General features: G+C 66.3%; 16 protein-coding genes. 5 read left to right on the top strand and 11 right to left on the bottom strand.

Annotated elements, in window-relative coordinates; genetic code table 11:
* Positions 1 to 310: 310 nt before the first annotated feature.
* The 11 genes from U5817_RS13080 to U5817_RS13030 all read right to left on the bottom strand — a co-directional run bounded on the left by U5817_RS13080 (position 311) and on the right by U5817_RS13030 (position 11,157).
* Entirely contained in the window at positions 311 to 934 is a 624-nt protein-coding gene (locus U5817_RS13080) for a DUF4400 domain-containing protein (RefSeq protein WP_407277587.1), read from the bottom strand.
* Positions 931 to 2,835 (bottom strand): conjugative transfer system coupling protein TraD, encoded by a 1,905-nt coding sequence (traD, locus tag U5817_RS13075; RefSeq protein WP_407277586.1) that lies wholly within the window; start codon positions 2,833 to 2,835, stop codon positions 931 to 933. The genes U5817_RS13080 and traD overlap by 4 nt, the downstream gene beginning before the upstream one ends.
* 1 nt (position 2,836) lies before the next feature.
* A complete protein-coding gene (gene mobH / locus U5817_RS13070; RefSeq protein ID WP_407277585.1) occupies positions 2,837 to 4,453 on the bottom strand; it encodes a MobH family relaxase in 1,617 nt (538 codons plus the stop codon).
* Between the two features lie 140 nt (positions 4,454 to 4,593).
* Positions 4,594 to 5,226 carry a FlhC family transcriptional regulator gene (locus tag U5817_RS13065; RefSeq protein WP_407277584.1) on the bottom strand — a complete coding sequence of 211 codons (633 nt, stop codon included), beginning with the start codon at positions 5,224 to 5,226 and terminating at the stop codon, positions 4,594 to 4,596.
* A gap of 12 nt (positions 5,227 to 5,238) precedes the next feature.
* Entirely contained in the window at positions 5,239 to 5,538 is a 300-nt protein-coding gene (locus tag U5817_RS13060; protein ID WP_407277583.1) for a hypothetical protein, read from the bottom strand.
* A 349-nt stretch (positions 5,539 to 5,887) separates the two neighbouring features.
* Positions 5,888 to 6,952, bottom strand: a complete 1,065-nt coding sequence (locus tag U5817_RS13055) for a DUF932 domain-containing protein (protein WP_407277582.1) — start codon at positions 6,950 to 6,952, stop codon at positions 5,888 to 5,890.
* A gap of 291 nt (positions 6,953 to 7,243) precedes the next feature.
* The gene (locus U5817_RS13050; RefSeq protein ID WP_407277581.1) at positions 7,244 to 8,254 is read right to left on the bottom strand and encodes a toprim domain-containing protein; all 1,011 of its coding nucleotides are present in this window, start codon (positions 8,252 to 8,254) and stop codon (positions 7,244 to 7,246) included.
* Positions 8,241 to 9,863: an ATP-binding protein gene (locus tag U5817_RS13045; RefSeq protein WP_407277580.1), complete on the bottom strand. Its 1,623-nt coding sequence runs from the start codon at positions 9,861 to 9,863 to the stop codon at positions 8,241 to 8,243. Before U5817_RS13045 ends, U5817_RS13050 begins: the two co-directional genes overlap by 14 nt.
* 71 nt (positions 9,864 to 9,934) lie before the next feature.
* On the bottom strand, positions 9,935 to 10,252 hold the full coding sequence (locus U5817_RS13040; protein WP_407277579.1) for a hypothetical protein: 318 nt from the start codon (positions 10,250 to 10,252) through the stop codon (positions 9,935 to 9,937).
* A 10-nt stretch (positions 10,253 to 10,262) separates the two neighbouring features.
* Positions 10,263 to 10,517, bottom strand: a complete 255-nt coding sequence (locus tag U5817_RS13035; protein ID WP_407277578.1) for a hypothetical protein — start codon at positions 10,515 to 10,517, stop codon at positions 10,263 to 10,265.
* Positions 10,518 to 10,581: 64 nt separating this feature from the next.
* Positions 10,582 to 11,157, bottom strand: a complete 576-nt coding sequence (locus U5817_RS13030) for a hypothetical protein (RefSeq protein ID WP_407277577.1) — start codon at positions 11,155 to 11,157, stop codon at positions 10,582 to 10,584.
* Between the two features lie 548 nt (positions 11,158 to 11,705).
* On the opposite strand from U5817_RS13030, the gene U5817_RS13025 reads away from it, so the two are divergent.
* The 5 genes from U5817_RS13025 to U5817_RS13005 all read left to right on the top strand — a co-directional run bounded on the left by U5817_RS13025 (position 11,706) and on the right by U5817_RS13005 (position 16,338).
* The gene (locus tag U5817_RS13025; RefSeq protein WP_407277576.1) at positions 11,706 to 12,473 is read left to right on the top strand and encodes a DUF1845 domain-containing protein; all 768 of its coding nucleotides are present in this window, start codon (positions 11,706 to 11,708) and stop codon (positions 12,471 to 12,473) included.
* 145 nt (positions 12,474 to 12,618) lie between these two features.
* Complete coding sequence (locus U5817_RS13020; protein ID WP_407277575.1) at positions 12,619 to 12,978, top strand: helix-turn-helix domain-containing protein; 360 nt, start codon at positions 12,619 to 12,621, stop codon at positions 12,976 to 12,978.
* Between the two features lie 664 nt (positions 12,979 to 13,642).
* Positions 13,643 to 13,909, top strand: coding sequence for a helix-turn-helix transcriptional regulator (locus tag U5817_RS13015; RefSeq protein WP_407277574.1), 267 nt, complete (start codon positions 13,643 to 13,645; stop codon positions 13,907 to 13,909).
* A gap of 268 nt (positions 13,910 to 14,177) precedes the next feature.
* Positions 14,178 to 15,122: a site-specific integrase gene (locus U5817_RS13010; protein WP_407277573.1), complete on the top strand. Its 945-nt coding sequence runs from the start codon at positions 14,178 to 14,180 to the stop codon at positions 15,120 to 15,122.
* Positions 15,123 to 15,129: 7 nt separating this feature from the next.
* Positions 15,130 to 16,338 carry a DUF1173 family protein gene (locus U5817_RS13005; RefSeq protein WP_407277572.1) on the top strand — a complete coding sequence of 403 codons (1,209 nt, stop codon included), beginning with the start codon at positions 15,130 to 15,132 and terminating at the stop codon, positions 16,336 to 16,338.
* Positions 16,339 to 16,344: the final 6 nt, after the last annotated feature.

Genomic DNA, 16,344 nt, shown 5'->3' with positions numbered 1-16,344 from the left:
CGTGGTGTGGACGACCAATAAAAACAGTCACTTGGAAGTGACGACCGAGTTGTGGCTCCAGTTGTCACCTTAGTTCGCCAAGGTTTTCCGTTCCGCGCGGCATCCAGTGGAGCTCGATTCGGGCTTTCTGTAATCAGGAATCGCAACGACAGTGCCGGCGAGCCGCCTTCTTACCCTTGGGGGGGTAATGTCAGGTTGTTGACGCGTGACCGCCACGACGAGCAAAGTAGGGGACGCCACTCAAGCGACAACCCAAGGATACCCGATCCGCGGCCGGTGATCGCACTGCTCTTCTTACACTGACCTTGTACTATCCGCGGCGATGAAAACACCCCAGCGCCCGCCCGGCCAGAAAGCCGACCACGAGCGGCGCGCAAGGCAACAGCAACGGATGCAGGGTCACCGGCAGCACGAAACCGATGACCGTCGCGCAGAGCGACACGATCCCCAGGCTCGCATACAGCGCGAACATCTCTGGATCGTGCAGCAGGAATTCCTTGGCCTTGACGAGCCGCACGAACCCTCCGTCAGCGAGTGAGGCCAGAACGAACACCGCCAACTCGGGCAGCCATTCGAGCAGCGTGGCGAGACGGTAGCTGGCGAGCAGGAGCAGGGCGTCGACGGCGCGGAAGTAGGTGTTATTGAAGAGGCGCTGATTGACTGACCACATTTCCCGGGACACGGCGCCATTCACGCCCGCTGGCGAAGGCGCATCCGTAGCAGCCGGAATCGGGGTGAGCTCGGCCGTCGTCTCCTGCATCCGCAGCGCGCGATTCAGCATCTGGGTAGCCGGCCCGCTGCCCCAGTACGCAGTCGCCGCCTCATGCTCGGTGCGCAGTTGGGCCAGAATGCGCTCCGGCGGATGCGCTGCCGGCACATACAAGACCAGCACCAGCAGGATGAGCAGCGATACCACGGCGACGGCGCGGATCACGGCGCGTTCCCCGGCGTGCGGCGCGGCGTCGCATCGGGATCGAGGATCGGAAAGCGGCCCTTGACGATCCGGCCGCCCGACACCGAGGCGAAGTACTGCAGGTTGGGCAGCTTCCCCAGCACGTCGGCCGGCACCATCTCCTCAAAGCTCTCGGTGAGCTGGGTGGAATAGCTCGACGAGAAGTCGCCGAGGTGGGCGTCCGAGCCGTGGCTCAAGCCCACGCGCACGGTGTGGATCGCCGTCTTGCCGAAGGTCTCGACGACAAAGTCCTGGGTCGGCCGGTCCTTGGTGCGCAGGGCGATCAGGTTGTTGAGGTTGCCCAGCGCCATGCGCGCGGCGTCCTCACTGCCCAAACGCTTTGCGAGATCGGCCAAGGTCTGCATCGCGCAGGTGGTGAAGATGCCGCCCTCGGCGCCCTTGTTGAGGATCTCGATCAGTGGCTGGTTGATGACGTTCGAGACCTCATCGACGAAGAGCGCGATGCGACGGTAACTGCCCAGGTTGTAGCGCATGCCGGCGCGCGCCGCCTGGTCGGCCAGCGCCAGAGCGCCGATGGCCGAGGCAACGGACGGGTCGGGCAGCGAGTCCAGGCACATGTAGAGCACGTGGCCGGCCCGCTCGATCTTCTCGAAATTCATGATGGGCCGCCGGTCGTCCGCATCGAAGGGGTCGGGCGAGAGGCTCTTTCCCAGATCGCCCGAGGTCAGCATCGACAGGATGGGCAGCAGGTTGGCGGTGATCTTCTGGTAGTGCTCCCGGTTGTGGCGGAAGGTGCGCACCTGGGCGTCGATCACCTTGTTGCGCTGGTTCTGCGCGATGTGGTGCTCGTAGTAGGCGACGAAGGCCATCAGGTCAGCGCTGGCCGCCTCCGACGGGCGCTTCAGGTTGCCGCGGTGGGCGTCGTGCAGCAGCTTCTTCATCTCGGGCAGTTCCCGCCAACCGGCGCCCAGGGTCTGGTCGTAGTAGCGGCGCAGCGAGCTTTCCAGGACCGGCTCGATGCCGCCCTCGATGTACTTGGTGAGCTTCACCAGATTCGGCCGCTCCTCGATCTCGACCAGGCCCTGCACCACGACGTTGACCGCATCCCAGCCGAAGGCCGAGAACGCGCCGGCGGTGTCCGGCGGCATGATGGCCTGGATACGCGAGGCGATTTCGGTGGGCTTCTGCCAGTTGAAGGTGAAGTCCAGGCGCACGCCCCGTTCCGGAAAGGCTGGGTGGAACTCCAGGAATGTGTCCGGCTCGCGGTAGTCGGCGCAGGCGCGCTCCACGACGCGTTTGAGCCGCCGGCTGTTCTTCGGGTCGATGACGATCACCACGTCGCCGCGCCGGATCGCCTGGGTGATCAGGTTGGCGAGCGCTACACCCTTGCCGGATTGGGTGGTGCCGACCAGCAGCGTGCCGCCCTCGAAGTTCTGCAGCGGCCGGTGCAGGGGGCCTTCCTTCGGTTCGACGCCGTGGATGTAGGGCAGACCGATCTCGGCGTCCGGCTGGGGCTTGGCCTTGTAGCCGAGCAGCCGCAGCAGGCGCGGTGACACCGCGAATTCCCGGTAGTCGATCTTGGCGAGCTCGTAGAGCCTTTGCGAATGCACCGGCCGCCATTCGAAGCCGAAGCCTAGGAACACCGAGGCCGGATCCTTGCACCAGCGGGCCAGGTCGTCGGTGCCGATGACCTCGATACCGCGCCCACCCAGTGACGCCCGCAGGACCAGCATACGCAGCGCCTGGGCCACCCGCAGCAAGCCCATGGCGAAGCAGACGAGCGCCAGCGGCAGGGCCAATTGCCGGGGGAGGGCGCCGGACACGCCGATGCCGACGAAATAGACCAGCGCCAGCCACCAGGTGATGCCGGCATAGACCTCGTAGGCCCGGCGCCAGGGCATCTCGTAGCGGCGGACCAGCATCTCAGCCTGCCTCCGCCGGTGGCGCGGCAAAGCCCGCCAGATCGAGGCCGCGCACGCAGCGCGGGTCGAGCACGATGCCGACGGCGGGATGGCCGTTGAAATCGCGCGACTGGGTCGGCGGGCCGTCCCGATTTGGCCTGACCAACAGCTTGGTTTCGGCGAGCGCTCGCATTGCGTGCGACGGCTGGATGCCGCGCCGCTCGAATTCGGCCAGGGGTACGAACACCCCTTGGGCGATCGTGCACACGGCGGGCGGCCCCATGCCATCGTTGAGCGTGCGAATGGCCTCGGCCAGGGCGTCGCGCACGACCGGATTCAGACGCATCGGGGCTTGCAGTGCGAAGGTGGCGGGGGGCGGCTCCGAGACCGGCTCCGTCGGGGATGGGTCGGGGGCCTTTTCCTCCGCGGCAGCGGCTTTGCTGCTGGCGGGCGCCTCGGGCGGCGGTATCAGCGATAGCTGGGTGCCGGTCTTGACGGGGATCACCGACGCGGGCTTGGGCCCGGGCGCTTGCGGCGCAGGTGGGGCGGGCGCACGCTCCGGTTTGAATTCCAGCGCCTGAGGTAGGGCTACCGGTGGCGGATCGATTCCCGCGAGCAGAATCGCCGGGGCCGAGAGCTTGACGGCTTCGAGGGGGGCCTTGGCACCGGGCGGCTGGATCGACCAGGTCGAGCGGCCTGCCGTCGCCGCCTCGAACACACCCGCGGCCAGCAGCAGTTCCAGCACGGTCTCGGGCGCCTTGGGAATGCCGGCCAGTTGGTCGGCCTCGAGCAACTGGTGGATATCCTCGGCGCCGCTGGGCCAAATCAGGAAGAGGCCATCCTGCCCGAACCACAGACGCGATTTATCGTGGTTGGGCAGCCAGGCGGAGTTGCCGCGGGTGAGCCGCCGCAGGGCATCGACCAGGTAGCGTTCGAGGTGGGAGCCATATTGCGGCGAACCGTAGCGGTCGGCGCTGGCGATCAGATTGCGGTCGATGACGAGCGCCAGCGAGCGGCGCACGAGCTCGTCGAGGATGTTGTGGTCGCGATAGACCGGGATGCCGCCGATGCTGGCCAGCAGATGGGGCACGATGACCGCATTGCCCTCAGCGAGGTCGGCCATCACCGCGGGCGGTACCACGTGGGGCAGGGCGAAGAGTCCCAGGCCGCGCGCTTCGACGGCCTGGGGCCGCCAGCGCAGGAAATAGCGTTCGCTGCCGCGCGAGGCCAACCAGTCCGTCAGCGGTTGCAGGAAGGCCGGCCAGGTCTCGCCGCCGGCATCGGTGACGATGACATGGCTCATCAGGCGGTGCAGTTCGCTGCACAGGCCGGCGATAAAGGTTGCGTGGCGCCAGCGCGGCTCGAGTTGCCGGCGTGCCGAGATGCTCATCCGCCCCGAGAAGATGTGCGCGTCGGTGCCTTGCAGGCTGAAGAAGGCCGTCTCCAGGCCAAGTCGGAAGAGCCCGCCGGGGGTGCTGAAGTAGTTGTCGGCGGTCGCCGGGAGTAGGTGCACGCAGGCGGCGTAGCTGCGCACCAGCGCCAAGATGTCGCGCTCGAAGCCGTCCCGGTCGGCGCCATAGCAGAGCTTGATGCGCGCGATCAGGTCCGCTTCGCCGGCCAGCAACTCGTCGACGGGCACGGCAGCAAAACCGGGGTCGGAGGCGGGGTACGCAGTGGCGGGCGTTGGTGTGGCAGGCATGGCGGCACCGCGATGCCGGAAGGAGTTGGGATGTGACCATTCTCGTGGCATCTACGCGGCCTGTCGCGGCGAAACGGGGCCTATTCGGCGGGGGTATCGCTCCCGGGAGTCAGCAGGTGAAAGAGCGCCAGCATGCCCAGTTGGCGCTCCGTCATGTCGCGGGTGGCGCGGGCCGGGTAGGAGGCCTGGATGCGAGGGTCCAGGTGAAAGCGCTCCAGGAGCTTGCAGAAGGGGCAAGCGTCGTCGGGCTGTGCCACGGTGCCAACCGCGGCAATGAACTCGCAGCCGCAGCTCGGGCAGGGGAGCACGGACAGCGTGGGGGCGGTGGCGAGCCAGATCCCGTCAATGTAGGAGACGAGGTTGAAGGCGCGATCCAGGCTGATGCGGTGAGGCGGCTGCGTGGTGGCCTGGTAGGCGCGGTAGGCGAGGACCAGGGCGTCGCCGGCGGTGAGCCCTTGGACGCGCAACTGACGATACTTGGCGCCGATAAGGCAGGCGTCTGTGCGCAGAATGAGGTTGGCGCCGTGGTACCACTCGGCCGAATTGGGGGCGCGTCCACGTGGGATGCTTCGGGGATCGGGGAAGAAGAGAGCCTGCACCTGACGCGGCGGGATGCCGGTGATGAGGTGGATAGTCTTCAGCCGTGCGCCGAGCGCCGCCAACTGCTTCGCCAGTTGGATGGCGCGCAGGTGCCGGTCGCCGCGCGTCGGCATGGGTCTCGGTTCCTACCGCCGGCCTTCGATGGGCTTGGGTGGGTGGACGAGTGCCATGGGGCCTGCCAGCGGCCGGGGAGCACTCAATAGCGTTACCAGGTCGGCGCGCGGCGGGAACAGGGTCGTGTCGCCAACGTGAATCACCAGAGACCACAGATCATCAAGGCTCAAGCTCCGAAGGTAGTTGGCTTGTTCGATGTCGAGCCCGTACCGGCAGCAGGTTGAAGCCATGTCATGCTGGAGACCGGCGCGTATGACAACGAGCACGTTCAGGTTGATCCATTCGGCATCGGTAAGGGTCACGTGACTCATGGGCCTGGTCTCCGGTTCGCCCTGGTGCGACAGATGCCCACGACGTCGACGTTGGAAACCTTCGTGAGCGATTGGGCGCGATGGGGTGTAGTGAGGGCAGATCTGGATCAGAATAGATACCGCGAACGCTGTATGGCAATAGCATTGTCCGGGTGGCGAGGGGCTCCGCTATCCTTGCCACACGCAAGGTCCGATCGATGCCGTCGCTTGGGGAAATCGCGCCGTCGTAAACCGGCTGCGAACGACCACGCCGAACGGAATGCCTATGTCTGTGGCATGGACATGGCGGGGGAGGGCAGAAGGCCGGGCCGGGGCGTATACCCCGGCCGGCTTTCAGCGGTCTTCAGGATTAGGCAGCTTCCGCCAGCCCTTTCCACTCATGGGCCGGCAGGTCGATGAGGCGGCCGCCCAGCGCTTCGAACTCCGTCGAGCGGTCGTAGTCCTCGACCTCTTGGCTGTAATGCGTGACCGCATTGACCAACCCATAGCCCGAGAGCTGACCTTCGGCGATCAGGTGTCGCAGCACGCCGGCGCGCTCGGTGTCGTTCAAGGTGTAGCGCTGCGCCAGTACCTCGACCGTCTTCACCGGATCGCCCACCAGCGGGATGGCGAGCGTCTTCTGCAGCTTCTGCGCCGTGTGGCGGAAGGTCGCTTCCGACACTGCCGCCTGCACGACATCGCGCACCTTCAGGAAGAAGGCCTTGTCGTCGGCGCGCAAGGTGTCGTCCTGATACACCGTGATGCCCTCATCCTCGGCGCTGAGCGCGCGGCCCACGTGGGTCTTGCGCAGCGAGCGGTCGGCGGCGATGAGGCCGTTGCTGCACACGAGCCGGAACAGTAGGGGCTGCACCGATAACGTTCCGTGGCCGACCTCCGAGTTCGAGATCACCACCCCGGCCTGCACCACGTCGCCGGGCGCCATCTCGTACTTCAGGCGCGGCGTGATGCACTTCAGGTACATGCGCGTCTCGGTCAACTCGACCGACTCGAAGCGTACCTCCGGCAATTGCTGCAGGATGGGCAGCACGCTCTCGGCCAGGTCAAAGTTGTCCAGGCGCCGGTAGCGATCCGAGAGCACAGCACGCACCTGGCCATCGAGGGTACGCAGCATGCGCCGCTCTTCCTCGCTTTGCAGCCACGTGTTCACGTTGCGGTCCAGCAGGGCTGGCTGGTCTTCACGCATGCGCTCGAAGTAGGCATACGGAATCTTCAGCTTGTCCGCCAGCTGCCGGCGCGCGAGCGGGGTGACACCGTAACGCACCGGGCCGCCGCTCTCCTCGACGACGAGGCGGGTCTCGCCCCGGTCGTCGGTGGCATGGCGCACCAGCGTCGAGGGCACGATCAAGTCCTTCTTCGAATGCAGCTGGCGCTCCAGTTCCTGTGCCAGGCTCACGAGAGAACGTCCGCTTTTCATGGCAATCTCCTTGTCGGAAAAGAAAAGCGGGGACGGCATCACCCACTGGCGGGGATGCGCATCCCCGCGAGGGTCGATGGCGGATCGGCGATAGGCCGGTCCGAAAAAAGGCGCGACGTGAATCGCGCGAGAACTCCAGGGCTGTCTTCGCGACGCCGCGGGGCGCCGCCTGGTGTGACAACTACCAGTGGGGCAAACGAAAGAACCTTTTCACTGGAACCGCCGGATACAGTCCCGTTGAAAAGGCGGGTGCGGCGCCATCACAAGATGGACCGCACCCTCATCAAACGCTCATGCCGCGCGGGGCGCCTGGGCTTCCAGGCGCTGGCGCCAGACGTCGGCCCAGTCGGTACCGGCATGCCTGGGCAGAAATACCCGCACTTCCCGCCGACCGGTGGTTTTCTCCTCGCGCTTCAACCGGCGCGCCAGTGCAAAGGCGAAGGCTTGGCCGGCGAAGTCGCCATCGGCATCGTTGTCCGCATAGATGCAGACTTTGCGCACCGTGTCGGGCAGCCACAGCTTCTCCAGGTTGCCGGCGTTGAGCCCGGCCCAGACCGGCTTGCCGGTCGCCAGATGCAGGGCGAGGCCGGTTTCGATGCCTTCGCTGATCGCCAGTTCCTCGGTCGGCTCGAAGAGACGCACCGCGGCGCCGTTGATCCCGGCCGAGAGCACCTTCTTCGCATCCAGGGCCGCGAGCTTGCCGCCGTTCTGCAGGTAGGTCCGATGCAGCGTCACGGCATGGTCATCCGCCCCCTGGATGCAGGCCAGCATCGCCGGGTACTCGGCGATCTTGCGCGACTTTCCGGCGGCATCCTTCTGGTAGTAGCCGAGGGCCGGATGAAAGCGCAGCACCTTCGGGTACACCGGCAGCGCCAGGCCCCGGCTGCTCAGGTAGCGATCCACCTCGTCGCCCACCGTCACCGGCCGGGCTTCGCTCCAGATGCGCTGAGCCAGCTTCTTCATGCGCTCGGCCGAGGGTTCGCCCGCCCGAGACTGCGCTGCCGCCGGCAGCATCCCGAGGCAGCGCTCGACGTCGCGCAGGGCCGTGTTGAAATCCACCCCCAGCACCGCCTGCAGCAGCTTGAAGCCGCCGCCCGCGCCGCACTGGCGGCAGTGGTAGTTCCCCTCGCCGAACTTGTCGGTGTACTGGAAGCGGTCGGTGCCGCCGCACAGCGGGCAGGGCAGGTTGCGGCGCTTCAAGATGCGCTCGTCCACGCCCAGACTGGCCAGAATCTCGGTCCAGTGGCCATGTGCACGCTGCTTGACCGCTTCGATGCGGGCCGCGTATTCACGATCCCGCATGGCGGCCTCCCATTCCGGGCGCTTCGGCGAGCAAGGCCACCGAATGGCCGGGCGCCGAGCCCACCCCCACGGAGACCTGGAAGGCTTTGCCGTGGAGCAGGGGATACTTCCCCAGCCGCAGTTCCTGCAACAGCGAGTCGAGCGTCTGTACCGGATCGACCGAACGCAGACGACGGATGAGGTCCGCCAATGCGTCGCGGTCGGCGTCCAGGTCCGACCCCTGAAACTGGTCGTTTTCGTCCATGAAGGACGAGACCTGACGCACCGGCTCTCCAGACGTTTCGCCGGCTGGGATGTACAAGACATCGTCGTGGCAGACGCCATGGTCGGCGATCTCGACGACGTCGTGGCCGACGCGGATGCGCACGGCCTCGCACAGGATCACGGTGGGCCACACCCACCGCCCTTCCAACTGCACGCGCAGCTGTTCGGCCACCGGCTCGACCCGTACCGCTTCTTCCTCCAGAAAGCGCACATGGCGCTGGGCCCAGTGGTCGAGATGCAGGCCGATCCAGTCGAAGACCAGATAGCCCTTGGCCCGGGCCAGCATCCACCGCGCCGCGTTGTCGTCGCCCGTCCAGTTGAGCGAAACCAGTTGCACCGCACCGCTTTCGATGGCTTGGCGGGTGGGGGCCACGGCCACTTGCCGGACATAGTCGCGGTTGTCGTCCTGGATCGGGTAGCCGACGATGTCGTCAAACAACTCGGCCGGCAGCACGTCGAGGTCGTTCAACAGATCCACTTGCCCCGAGCCCCGCATCGCTGCGTAGTAGATCTCGACGAAGCGGTCGGGCGGCAACTGCATCTTGGCCACCTCCAGGGTCCGGCGCCAGCAGGCTTTCAACTCGGCATCGATGCGTTTGCGCTGCACGTCCTCGTCGATCAGCTTGTCGCGATCCGGCAGGCGCGCGGTGAACTGGCGCGAATCCAGGTGCACGACATTGACCTTGTCGAGCAGGCAGTAGGTCGGCTTCATGACGCAGAAACCCTGCAGGAACACCATCGTTTCGTAGCTGTGCTTGCCGTCGCGCGTCCCGGCGAGGTGGACTGCGCCCATCGGGCTCGGCATCGTCGCGAGATTCGCCAGCGCAAAACGGCGTACGAGCGGCTTGCCGTTGAACAGCACCGGCACCGGAAAACCCAGGCACAAGGTTTCGATGCGGTTGCCCAGGTCAGGCAGGTCGACGCCGTGCAACTCGAGCCGCGTGCCGGCTACCGTCTCCGCGATGGTTTCCACCTCGATCGACGCCTTGGCCAGTGCCGCAGCGGTGTCGATATCGACCCGCTGGTGGTTCGAGGCGACGATGCAGCGCGTGGCGGCATAGAGGCACTTCGAGAATCCGACCCCGAACGGGCGCTCCTCGGCGGCGGTGACCGCATCCCAGCCCGACTCGTGGAAGCTCAGGAGCTTCTGGAAGTCGTCCAGGCCGCAGCCATCGTCCTGCACCCGCAGCACCTGGGCAGCGGCGTCGTAATCGATCTCGATACGTGTCGCACCGGCGCGGCGGGCGTTCTGCAACAGCTCTGAGACGAGCGTGAAGCGGTCGGTGAAAGCGTAGCGCTGGTTGCGCAGCGCGCCATCCTCATTGATTCGAACCTGTATCTGCATGATGTGCTCCATGAGTGCAGGCGAAACCCGCCCTCGGCGGGACGGGCCCGCCAAGGGGGAAGAACACCTGGTCAGCCGACGTGGCCAACCGGTGGGGTGAATAACTGGCCGGCGGCCAGGGCCTCGATCAGGCTGTGCCCGAGGAACTCCCAGGGCAGCAGGTGCTGGGTGCTGAGAACCCGGCCCTCGACATCGAGCCGCTCGACCTTCAGGCCGATCGGATGCCAGTGCACCTGGTAGGCCAGCCAGTCGGCACCGGCGATGACGAAGGTGCGGCCGGCCTGGCCGGTGAGGACTTCGCTTTCCTTGACCAGGAACTCGATGTCTTCCGCCGCCTGAACGGTCAGCAAGCTCGGGCTGCCGGAGGTGATGCGTGCTTGGTCTTGCATGGGGACCTCCTCACATCGAGCGCGGCCAGCAACGGCTGCCGCCCGGCCGGTTGCGGTTCTCACCTTCGTTTGGTGGATCGGAGGACGGATTGCTGATCGGTTTCGCAGGTTCGCGGACCGGCGGCATCGCTGTTAGGCATTCGGCATGCTGTCGTTCCTGCGTAATCTGTTCCAGCCGTACCGCATCCTCATAGTCCAGGCGTCCCACGATGCCGTAGGCGATGAAGATCGCCAGCAGGCAGAGGACATCCTTGAAAGCGGTCATGACGACTCCTTGAACGGGGCGGGCCTTTCGCATTGGCGAAGCAGGCCTGCAAGGGGAAAACGGGTCAGGCGAACAGGTCGCCCTGCACGGACATCCGCTTGACCTGCTCGTTGATCCATTGGGGATTCCTGGCCAGCCGCGCCTCGACCCATTCGGGATTACGTACGACGGCATCGCGCACCCAAACGGGATAGCGCGCCAGGGTGGCTTCGAGCCAGGCCTTCAGCTCATGACGGATGCGGTCGCGTACTTCCTCCGCGTCGATCCGACCGCAATAGGCGATCGGCGACAGCGGGCTGCAGCCGACGACGCGCAGGCAACTCACGAACGAGAACGGCAGGCCGTCCTTCTCGCGCTCGGCGAAAACCCAGCGCAGGGTGTCGAACTTCTCTTCCAGCGGTGTCGCGGGATCGGCCAGTTGGCTGACCTCCTGCAGCAGGCGCCAATGGAGGAAGACGATGTCCTCTTCGCTCCATTCGACGGGTGCATCCTCGTCCTCGAGCAGGCTGTCCAGGGCTGCGCGATCGGGGATCGCCGCCGGACGGTGGCTCGACGCGGCCGGGCAGGGTGGTAACGCAGGTCCCACGGGTGCGGGGCGGGCGGCTCGGGAAGAGAACGCGGATCGGTTCGGGTTCAGCATCGTTGTCTCCAAGGAAGAGCAGGAGGCAACGCGCACCACGGCTGGAGGCGTAAGCCCCCAGGGGGTGATGAACGGCCGGCCCAGAAGGGGCCGGGTCGGTGCTACGGGAAAAGACTCCAGGGCTGGCGGGAACGGACGGGATGAGCCGCCGGGATCGGTGTGCCAGCTACCGATCGAGGAAGGCTTTCGGGGGAAGGGCGTCCGGGAAACGCACGAAACGACGCCTCGCCCCTGCCTCGAAAGCTCGCCTCGATGGCATGGACGCGACTGGCACCGCAAGCAGTGCCGACAAGATCGGCGCACGCGGCACCGGACAAGACCGGTGGCCTACGCGAAAGACGGGAAACTCCAGGGCTTGCCTTGTTTGAATGCAGGGCCAGCTGCTGCATGACGTAAAGGTAGTGGCGCCGGAGGGCCGGGTCAATACCGAAATGCCGCCCGAAAGGGGGCCGATGCCGAAAGCCCCCTCAGGCGACGGCCATTCCCGGTGGCGAATGCAGATACCGGCGTGGATGATTGCCCGAACGCTGTACTTGGAGGAGCACGGCATGTCGGAGATCCAGATCGTCAAGGTGGACCAGGGGGGCGTCAATGCCCGCATCCTCGCGAAAGAGGCCAAGGCCGACTTCCGGCGCGTCGAGGCGGCCAGCCTGAAGATCGCGACCCGCTTCACCAGTGCCGAGGGCAAGCGCTTCTTCGCGCGGCTCTTCAACACGCTGCAGCTCAACACCCACTTCATCTCGGTGATTGCCCGCACGCGCCTCGACCACGCGGACGTCGCCAAGGTCGAGGACACCATCCGCGCCCAGATGGATGCGGTGACCGCCAATCTCAACCAGGCTATCGACGGCGCCGAGGCACTATTCAAGACGCATGGCATCACGAGCTCCGCGACCTACGACACCGTGCCGCTGGATGTGGACGTCCATGTGCTGTCGTCGATCGGTCGACGCTTCCTGGAGGTGCTGGGCAAGCTCGACCAGCTGATGCCCTTGCTGCAGACGCTGGAGATCCACGAGGTGATCACCACCCAGGCGGTGGATATCCAGCGCGCCAGTCTCAAGCGCCAGGTGCGCGACGTGGCCAATGGCGCGCGCAACTTCGCGATGGGGCTGCGGCGACGGATGAATGCCATGGACGCGCGCAGCGGCGAGGGCCGTAGCGAGGGAAGCCGACCAGAGGCCGTGACCGTGGGCGTTGCGGATGGCACGGACGACTCGGGCGCGGAGCGCAAGGCGACGCTCGATTCGATCGATGCGAGCGCCGATGCACCGCCGGAAGCCCCGGAAAGCATCTCGCCTTCGGCGGGCCACTGAACTCCGGTTACCGCAGCCCGACCCGCGCCGATTTGTCACTTCCCAGCTCGGGGATCAACAAAGATGACGATAAGAAAAACCACATAAGAACCCCTGTTTCGATAGTCCAGTGACCGTCATTCTTGTTGAGTGAAAGGACAACATGATGGCGGTGAAGAAGAAAGAGTCCGCCCGTCTGGCGAAGCGACTTGGGGGCAACCTCTCCGAGCGGCGCAAACAGCTGGGATGGACACAGGAGATGGTTGCGGAGCGGGTCGGCGTCGACGCCGAAACCATCTCGCGCATCGAGCGCGGCGCCCATCTGCCGTCCCTGCCGACGCTGGACCGGCTTGCGGGGGCGCTCCAATGTTCGGCTGGCGACCTGTTATCGACGGAAGGGCCCGAAGAGGTCAGCGAAGCGGCGACCTTTGGCGCATGGATTTCCGAACTTGCGGCTGACGACCGGGCATTCGTCATGTCGGTCGTGCGGAGCTGCTGTGAATACCTGGGCAGCCGCTCGAGATAGGAAATTGTCCCTCTCGCGGACGGGGAAACGGGCCGCCAGGCCAAGTTTCGCGCGCGAAACCCTTACGGCGCTCTCCCCGCGGTGCGGCTTCCAATCGGACTTCAAGACGCCGTACGAGAGCAGGAGGGAATCATGGCCCTATCCACCACGGCGGGCTTGAGTCGGATCGGCTTCGCCCGCGATCCTATGTCTGGGCCACAACCTTGATTCCGGCGTGCCGGTATGGCTTCGGCATCGGTGCCAGCTCCAATCCCCGGCGTGTGCGGTCCCTTTCGGCTGGCACATCCCGGCGAGTCTTGTGTCGGCCCACGGACCCCAATATCGTACCAACAGGCTCCACCTCGGGCTGACCCGACGCCGTGGGAGCTCGCACCGCTCTCGTGGCGGCGTCGCAGTCGTTACCTGCCTGTTGCCCGACGATCCGCTGTCGCGCGTGCTGCGCGGTACAGATGCGGCTCGCTTGATCTTCCCCGACCCGTACGCCCTTGGCCGTCCGGCGGCGGGATTCCCCTTCTGGCTCATTCTTCCATGCCGCGCGACCGGGGCGCCCGTGGCATGCCGTCGAGTTCTGCGTTCCCTATCGGCCCGCGCCATTCTGACCTAGCGGGGTCGCAACCGAGCAGGTCATACCCCTTACCGGCACCCGCCGTGACGAGGTCCGATCATGCCCTCCATCCGTTCCCGCATCGCCGCGATGGCTGCGACTCCCATTGCTCCTCCGGCCACGCCCGCCGCTCGGGTTCCGACCCTGGCGCTGCCCGAGACCGGCTTCCTGCGGCAGCCGCAGGTGCTGGCCTTCGTGCCCATCTCCAAATCGACCCTGTGGCGGCGCATCCAGGCGCGCACCTTCCCCGCGCCGGTCAAGCTCTCGGAGCGGGTGACCGTCTGGCGCGCCGAAGACATCCGCCGCTGGATCGCGCAACAAGGCTAGCCCGGCTGACGGGCAAGGTCCGCTGCGGGGATCCGTCCGGTGTGGACTGGCGGCACTGCTTGCGGATCGATCAGGCCGGCACCGGCCCGCCGCACGCATGGCGCGTGCTGTTTTCCAGGTCCGGCCGGCTCGTGCTTCAGCGAAGGCGCTGCCGTTGGCCTGATGACGAAATCCCGCGCCCTTCCCGGCGATTTCGCCTGGCGAAAGACGGTGTCGGCGCCCGAACATTCGGGCTATGACGGTCGAGCAATGATGGGAGAGGCAAGTCATGCAAGACAATCAGGAGGTCAGCAAACACCACGAGAACGCGTTGCCATCGGTCGAGATGCTCCGCGCCGTCGTCGGCGGTGAAACCTACGAGGCGGTGGCCGCGCGCTTCGGCGTCTCACGCACGGCGGTCGAGCGACGCATCAAGTCTGTCGCGGTCCAGCTCACCCAGGTCGTGGGCGTTGACGGCCTCAAGGAAGAAGGGGCCGCCTTCGTGCGGCGACTGCGCCTGCACCGGGAGGCAATCCTGGTCGCGCTGGAAGGGTTCGAGCCCCAGCCACCGGCCGGCGCCCGTCCGGCGCGGGTATTGTCGGCGGCGGAAGTGACCCAGGGGGCCGTGCGCATCAAGGGCCGAACCAACCGTACCTGGCACGACCTGGCCCTGTACTACATGCTGTTCGCTACCGGCTTGCGCCCCCTCGAGATCGCCCGGCTCGAAGTACGGGACTATCTGCTCATCGACGGCAGTGTGTGCTGGGAATCCGAGTTGCGCGCGGAAGTCGCTATCAACGGCAAACCGAGGCCGCTTTACTTCGGCAGCACTCGACTCGACGACGCACTGGCCGCCTACTTCCGCGAACGGCTCCACAGCGGCCATGGGTTGGGCGAGCCCGACTGCTACCGCGGCCTCGATCCCGAAAGCCGGCTGTTCCTTTCCCCGGGCGGCGAGCCCTACAGGATCGCGCCCAACAATGGCGCACCGGGGCAGAACCGCTATGTCTGCCGGGCACTGCTCGAGATCTACCGCAAGTTGTTCCGCTACGCCGAGCTCAAGGGTCTGAGCGCCCAGTCGGCGCGTCTCACCGTGATTTCCCGGATGTATGAGCGCGGGGCCGACGAGGATCAGGTGGGCACCATCCTGGGGATCGGCGAGCGCAGTGCAGTGCGGGAGCTGCTGCCGCGGCCCAAGCCGACGCTGGCGGAACTGCTCGACGAGCTGGTCTGAGCCGGCAATGGAAAACCAGCGCTTTACCATCAAGGGACGGGTCATCGCCGCCGACGATCCGCAACTGCAGGACGCGCTCTCCCAGGTCTACGACACGCCCGAGCGGCCGCGCTGCCTATGCGTGCCTGGTGGCGTGGAGATGTACGTCGCATTGCACCGCCAGTTCGTGGTCAAGCGCATGCCGGATAGCGGCAGCACCCACCATCCGGGGTGTCCCTCCTACGAGCCTGAGCTCCAGCAATCAGGGCTCGGCGAGCTGGTCGGGGAGGCTGTGCTGGAATCGGAACCGGGCCGCGTCGAGCTGCGCGTGGATTTCCCCTGGACGCGCGTGATCGGGCGCGGCGTGCCGCGCGGCGAACTGCAAGACGTGTCGGAGGTCGGCGTGCCGGGGCGGCGCATGACCTTGCGGGCGCTGATGCACTTCCTTTTCGAGCGTGCCGGCTTCAACCGATGGAGCCCGGCGATGGCGGGCAAACGCAACCAGGGCGTGGTGCGCAAGTACCTGCTGGAGGCGGCCGAGGAGATCATGGTCAAGGGCGTGCCGCTGGCCGAACGCCTGTACGTGCCCGAACCCTTCAACGAGAGCGCCAAGGCCGAGGCCGCCCAGCGCCGACGCGAGAAACTGGCGGTGCTGCGCCCCAAGGATGGGCAAACGCCCCTGGCCATCGTGATCGGCGAGTTCAAGGCGAGCGAGGCGACGAGCCAGGGGCGCCGGGTCTGGATCCGACACATGCCGGATGCGCCGCTGCTGATCGTCGGCAAGAGCTGGGAGCGCATCGAGCGGGTCTTCGCTCCGCTGTTCGAGGCTCGTGACGCCGACACCGGCCGCCCGGTCCGCCTGATCCTGGCGGCACTCATCCGCGCTCGCCGCGAATACACCTATGAGATCGACGCGGCCAGCCTGATGCTGGCGAGCGAGCACTGGATTCCGATCGAGGGCGTGCATGAATTGCCGCTGATCGATGCCCTGGTGGCCCAGCACCGCCGCTTCGTCAAGCCGCTGCGCTACGACGCTTGGAGCGGGGCTGCCTTTCCGAATGCCTTGCTGCTGGATACTGGAGCGCGACCCGTTCCCTTACACGTGTCCAGCGCTTTCATGGACCCCAAGGAGCGGGCGGCAAAGGAAAAAGCTATCGCATCGGGGAAATCGGACGTCTGGGTATGGTGGACCGATCAGCCGATGCCCGCTTTCCCTGCAGGGGCTCGGGAGACCTGACGGGGT

The organism is Aromatoleum evansii (assembly GCF_045689615.1).
GTDB classification, from domain to species: Bacteria; Pseudomonadota; Gammaproteobacteria; order Burkholderiales; family Rhodocyclaceae; genus Aromatoleum; species Aromatoleum evansii.
Note: the sequence above shows the minus strand (reverse complement) of the source record. Positions and strands in the feature narration are given on the sequence as shown.

What these genes read in the sequence shown, in the direction of transcription:
- U5817_RS13060 (WP_407277583.1), bottom strand. Translation starts at nt 5,538, where the DNA reads ATGAGTCACGTGACCCTTACCGATGCCGAATGGATCAACCTGAACGTG.
- U5817_RS13010 (WP_407277573.1), top strand. Translation starts at nt 14,178, where the DNA reads ATGCAAGACAATCAGGAGGTCAGCAAACACCACGAGAACGCGTTGCCA.
- U5817_RS13015 (WP_407277574.1), top strand. Translation starts at nt 13,643, where the DNA reads ATGCCCTCCATCCGTTCCCGCATCGCCGCGATGGCTGCGACTCCCATT.
- U5817_RS13050 (WP_407277581.1), bottom strand. Translation starts at nt 8,254, where the DNA reads ATGCGGGATCGTGAATACGCGGCCCGCATCGAAGCGGTCAAGCAGCGT.
- U5817_RS13040 (WP_407277579.1), bottom strand. Translation starts at nt 10,252, where the DNA reads ATGCAAGACCAAGCACGCATCACCTCCGGCAGCCCGAGCTTGCTGACC.
- U5817_RS13020 (WP_407277575.1), top strand. Translation starts at nt 12,619, where the DNA reads ATGGCGGTGAAGAAGAAAGAGTCCGCCCGTCTGGCGAAGCGACTTGGG.
- U5817_RS13025 (WP_407277576.1), top strand. Translation starts at nt 11,706, where the DNA reads ATGTCGGAGATCCAGATCGTCAAGGTGGACCAGGGGGGCGTCAATGCC.
- U5817_RS13030 (WP_407277577.1), bottom strand. Translation starts at nt 11,157, where the DNA reads ATGCTGAACCCGAACCGATCCGCGTTCTCTTCCCGAGCCGCCCGCCCC.
- U5817_RS13055 (WP_407277582.1), bottom strand. Translation starts at nt 6,952, where the DNA reads ATGAAAAGCGGACGTTCTCTCGTGAGCCTGGCACAGGAACTGGAGCGC.
- U5817_RS13065 (WP_407277584.1), bottom strand. Translation starts at nt 5,226, where the DNA reads ATGCCGACGCGCGGCGACCGGCACCTGCGCGCCATCCAACTGGCGAAG.
- U5817_RS13045 (WP_407277580.1), bottom strand. Translation starts at nt 9,863, where the DNA reads ATGCAGATACAGGTTCGAATCAATGAGGATGGCGCGCTGCGCAACCAG.
- U5817_RS13035 (WP_407277578.1), bottom strand. Translation starts at nt 10,517, where the DNA reads ATGACCGCTTTCAAGGATGTCCTCTGCCTGCTGGCGATCTTCATCGCC.
- traD (WP_407277586.1), bottom strand. Translation starts at nt 2,835, where the DNA reads ATGCTGGTCCGCCGCTACGAGATGCCCTGGCGCCGGGCCTACGAGGTC.
- U5817_RS13005 (WP_407277572.1), top strand. Translation starts at nt 15,130, where the DNA reads ATGGAAAACCAGCGCTTTACCATCAAGGGACGGGTCATCGCCGCCGAC.